Here is a 4418-nt window from a genome sequence, read left to right as displayed (position 1 = left end):
GTCGCCAGACGCTCTTTGTGCGGTATTGCCTCAAAAAAGCATTACTCCGATGCGGAAGCAATGACCTCTGCCACCAGATTTGCCGGCAGCTGTTCATAGCGGGCAAATGCCATGGAGAAGGTTCCCTCGCCCTGTGTCATCTGCCGCAGCTGCAATGCATAATCTGCCATTTCCCGAAGCGGTACTTCTGCCGAAATGAAAGTCATACCCTGATCTTCCACAGAATTCATGCCCAGCACTCTGCCGCGACGCTTGTTCAGGTCGCCCATAATATCGCCGGTGCATTCGTCCGGAACGGTTACGCTCATCAGTCCCACCGGTTCCAGCAGCGTCGGTTCTGCCTGCTTCATGCCTTCTTTATATGCAAGAGAAGCCGCCGTCTTGAACGACATCTCCGAAGAATCCACAGGGTGATAGGAACCGTCCACCAGAATTGCCTTTACGCCGACCACCGGAAAGCCTGCCAGAACACCCTTGGTGTAGGATTCCTGCAAGCCCTTTTCCACTGCGGGGAAGAAATTCCGCGGCACAGCACCGCCGAATACCTTTTCTTCAAAGACCAGTTCTTCCGACGGATACGGTTCGAACTCGATCCAGACATCGCCGTACTGTCCGTGGCCGCCGGACTGTTTCTTGTACTTACCCTGAACTTTGACCTTTTTCCGAATGGTTTCCCGATAAGCGATCTTCGGCACGGAAAGTACCACATCTACCCCAAAATCAGCTTTCAGCTTGGAAATCACCGCACTCAGGTGCTGCTCGCCCAGTCCGGAGAGGATCATCTCATTGGTTGCCGGATTCTGCTGATAGGACAAGGTCTGGTCTTCCTCCAGAATCTTCTGGATCGCCGCAGCCACCTTTGCCTCATCGCCCCGTGCCGCCGGACGCACTGCCATACTGTAGCACGGTGTCGGGAAGCTGCTGCGGGGCAGGCTGACTACGCGGGAACTGTCACACAGTGTATCACCGGTATTGGCGGAAAGCTTTGTCGCTGCCACCAGATCCCCTGCTTCTGCAACAGCCGTTTCCGTCTGCTTCTTGCCGCAGAGGAAGAACAGTTTGTTCAGTTTTTCTGTGGCTCCGGTTTTGCTGTTCACCAGTTCGGCACCAGCTTTCAGTGTGCCGGAAATCACCCGCATCATAGACAGTTTGCCCACATAGGGGTCTGCCAGTGTCTGGTATACCTGCACACAGACCGGTTCTTCCGGTGACTGATGCAGTACGACTTCTTCACCGTTCTGGTTCAGTGCCGTGATCTCGTCAGAAGCTTCCGGCACCAACAGTTCCATTTCCTTGCACAGCAGGTCTACGCCCTCCAGCATCTGTGCCGAAACGCAGGCAACCGGTGTGATCGTGCCGTCACGCATGCCCTTATGAATACCGTCCACCCGTTCTTTCTGGGTAAACTCCTCGCCGGAGAAGAACTTTTCAAACAGTTCCTCGTCAGTTTCCGCAATTGCCTCTGAAAACGCCTGAATCAAGCCGTCTACCCGATAACTCAATTTTTCGGAAACCTCGGAAGTCGGCATGGGGATCTCCTGAGCCTTGCCGTCCTTGTCGTAGCGATAGGCTTTCATTTCGATCAGGTTGATGTAGGAATCCACCTTCCGGTCTGCGATGACCGGTACTACTACCGGACAAACCGACGGCCCGAAAGCGGATTTCAGTTCTGTCAGTACATTATAAAAGTTGGCGTTTTCATCGTCCAGCTTTGTGACCACAAACATTCGTGGCTTGCCCTCTGCTGCACGGTATGCCTTTTTCGTGCCCACCCGAACGCCGGATTTTCCGGATACGGTAATCATTACGCAGTCCGCCGCAGAGATACCCTGCACCATGCCGCCGGCAAAATCAAACATGCCCGGTGTGTCCAGCAGGTTGATCTTCTGACCGTCCAGCATGATGCTGCCGGTGGCGGTGTACACGGAAGAATGCCGCTTGATCTCCTCCGGTGCAGCATCAGAAACTGTAGTGCCCGCCGCAACGCTGCCCATGCGTTCCACGCAGCCACCCTGATACAAAAGGGCTTCCAGTAATGTGGTTTTTCCGGTGCCGGCATGGCCAGCCAGTGCAATATTCTTGATGATCATAGCTTTTTCGCTCCTATCATAAATTCTATTTCGCAGCAATTTAGCAAGTTGCCTAATTTTATTTCAACTGCATATTGCAATTATAGCACATTTCACATCACATTGCAAGCCCTTTTTGAAAAAAGTTGAATTTTTTTCGAAGAACCGGAAAGTATTCCGCCTGTCCGGTGTGTCCGACTGTCAATATTTCTTGTGGAGTTTCCACAAACTTTTGAAATGCTATTGACAAGTGCACAAAAAGGTGATAGAATATGATTTAAAATATTTCAGTCAACACTGTACAAAGCCGGCAAACGGACTTTATGCAGCGTTTCCTTTATGAGAGTAACTGGAGGAAATTTTTCATGGACGCCGCCGATGACAGCGACACAACAAATCCGAATCGAATCATGATGACAGCACGATGCCCTGTGATACAGCAGAGGTATGGCATTTTTTGCGTTCGTGCTGCCTGTAGAAGGCATAGTCTGCACCGTATGCGGTGCTAGCTGTGTCTTTTTGTATTTTTACGTCAATACCGCACAAAGATTGTGCGACAGATGCGTCGTCAAATTTTCCGTCAGATGGAGCAAAAAGCAGAGTGAATACTTGATGTATTCACGAGCATTTTTGTGAAATATGACGGAAAATTTGCAAGCAGATGGCGTGCAAAGTCGCCAGACGTTCTTTGTGCGGTATTGCCTTTACAGAAATCACACATAATATTGTAGTAAGAAAGGTTGGAATTTTTTCTCAAATGGTAGGTTTAATTTTATTGCAGATCGCCCTGATCGCCCTGAACGCCGTATTCGCCGGCACAGAGATCGCGGTGATCTCCGTCAACGAGGCAAAACTGGAAAAAGAAGTGGAAAACGGCAACAAGCGTGCCCGCTGGCTGTTGAAAATGGTGCGGAACTCCTCCGGATTTCTGGCAACGATTCAGGTGGCGATCACCCTGTCCGGCTTTCTGGGTGCGGCATTTGCCTCCGACAGCTTCGCGGAAAAGCTGACGGGGCTGCTTCAAAAGACCGGCATCGGGTTGAGTACCTCTGTGCTGAACACGATTTCCGTCATTCTGGTAACACTGGTCATCTCCTATTTTTCCATTGTCTTTGGCGAAATGGTGCCGAAACGCATTGCCATGAAGAATGCCGAAAAATTTTCGCTGACAATGTCCGGACCGATCACGGTAATTTCCAAGCTGTTCGCCCCGCTGGTGTGGCTGCTGACCAAATCCACCAACGGAATCCTGCGGCTCTGCGGCATTGACCCCAACAGTGAGGACGAGATCGTCACGGAAGAAGACCTGCTGCTCATGGCAGATGCGGGACACAAAAAAGGAACGATCGACACCGAAGAAAACGACCTCATTAAAAATGTATTTGCATTTGACGATCTGACTGTCGGCGAGATCTGCACCCACCGCAAGGAAGTGGCGGTGCTCTGGCTGGACGAAACCATTGCTCAATGGGAACAGACTATTCATGAATCCCGCCACTCGGTCTATCCGGTCTGCGGGGACAGCGTAGACCAGATCGTAGGCGTGCTCAACGCCAAGGACTTTTTCCGGCTGCAAAACCGCACCAAGGAATTCGTCATGGAACACGCTGTACACACGCCCTATTTCATTCACGAAACCATGAAAGCTGACGAGTTGTTCAGCAAGATGAAACGGCACGCAGACCATTTTGCAGTCGTTGTGGACGAATACGGCGGCATGTGCGGTATCATTACTGTGACCGATCTGGTGGAACAGCTGGTCGGAGATTTCGACGATGACGAAACCGAACGGCAGGAACCGGAACTGGAACGTCTGGATTCGAAAACGTGGAAGATCCGCGGCACCTGTTCCCTCCACGATGTGGCAAAGGCTCTGGATCACGAATTTTCCGATGCGGAGGAATACGAAACCTTCAGCGGCTTTCTCATCGGCAAGCTGGGCGAGATTCCAAAGGACGGCAGCCGCCTGAAGCTGGAGATCGAGGGATACCTGATCCGCATTCTCAACGTCCGGCAGCACTGTGTGGAAAAGGCAATCGTCCGGCTGGAGCATTCTCCGGCAAATCCACTGTAACAGAAGACTTTTCCGGAGAAAACAGCATTAGAATACAAAAAAGCATCTCGTTGAGATGCTTTTTTTCATGTGCGGTGTTGTGAAATTCAGTGTTTCCTTAGGGCAATACCTCAGACTGCCCTCTCCAGCTTCGACAAAACGCAACTTATTTTTTACGCAGATTTTACATAGCCACCGTGCAGACTTTACAGAGAACCGGTATAATAATGGCAGTACAACGCAAGCACTTTGCGGTGTTATCCCAGGGCAATACCGCACAAAGAGCGTCTGGCGAC

The 4418-nt window shown here is 51.1% G+C and carries 2 protein-coding genes; one reads left to right on the top strand and one right to left on the bottom strand.

Features of this window, described 5'->3' with window-relative positions; translation table 11 throughout:
- Nucleotides 1-41: 41 nt before the first annotated feature.
- Nucleotides 42-2090: an elongation factor G gene (locus RUMCAL_RS07515; protein ID WP_021682096.1), complete on the bottom strand. Its 2049-nt coding sequence runs from the start codon at nt 2088-2090 to the stop codon at nt 42-44.
- Nucleotides 2091-2826: 736 nt separating this feature from the next.
- Here RUMCAL_RS07515 and RUMCAL_RS07510 point away from each other — a divergent pair.
- On the top strand, nt 2827-4143 hold the full coding sequence (locus RUMCAL_RS07510; protein WP_040647501.1) for a hemolysin family protein: 1317 nt from the start codon (nt 2827-2829) through the stop codon (nt 4141-4143).
- The last annotated feature ends 275 nt before the right edge of the window (nt 4144-4418 follow it).

Origin of the sequence: Ruminococcus callidus ATCC 27760, assembly GCF_000468015.1 — a bacterium.
In the GTDB taxonomy this organism is placed as follows: domain Bacteria; phylum Bacillota; class Clostridia; order Oscillospirales; family Ruminococcaceae; genus Ruminococcus_C; species Ruminococcus_C callidus.
This window is presented reverse-complemented; position numbering and strand designations above follow the sequence as displayed.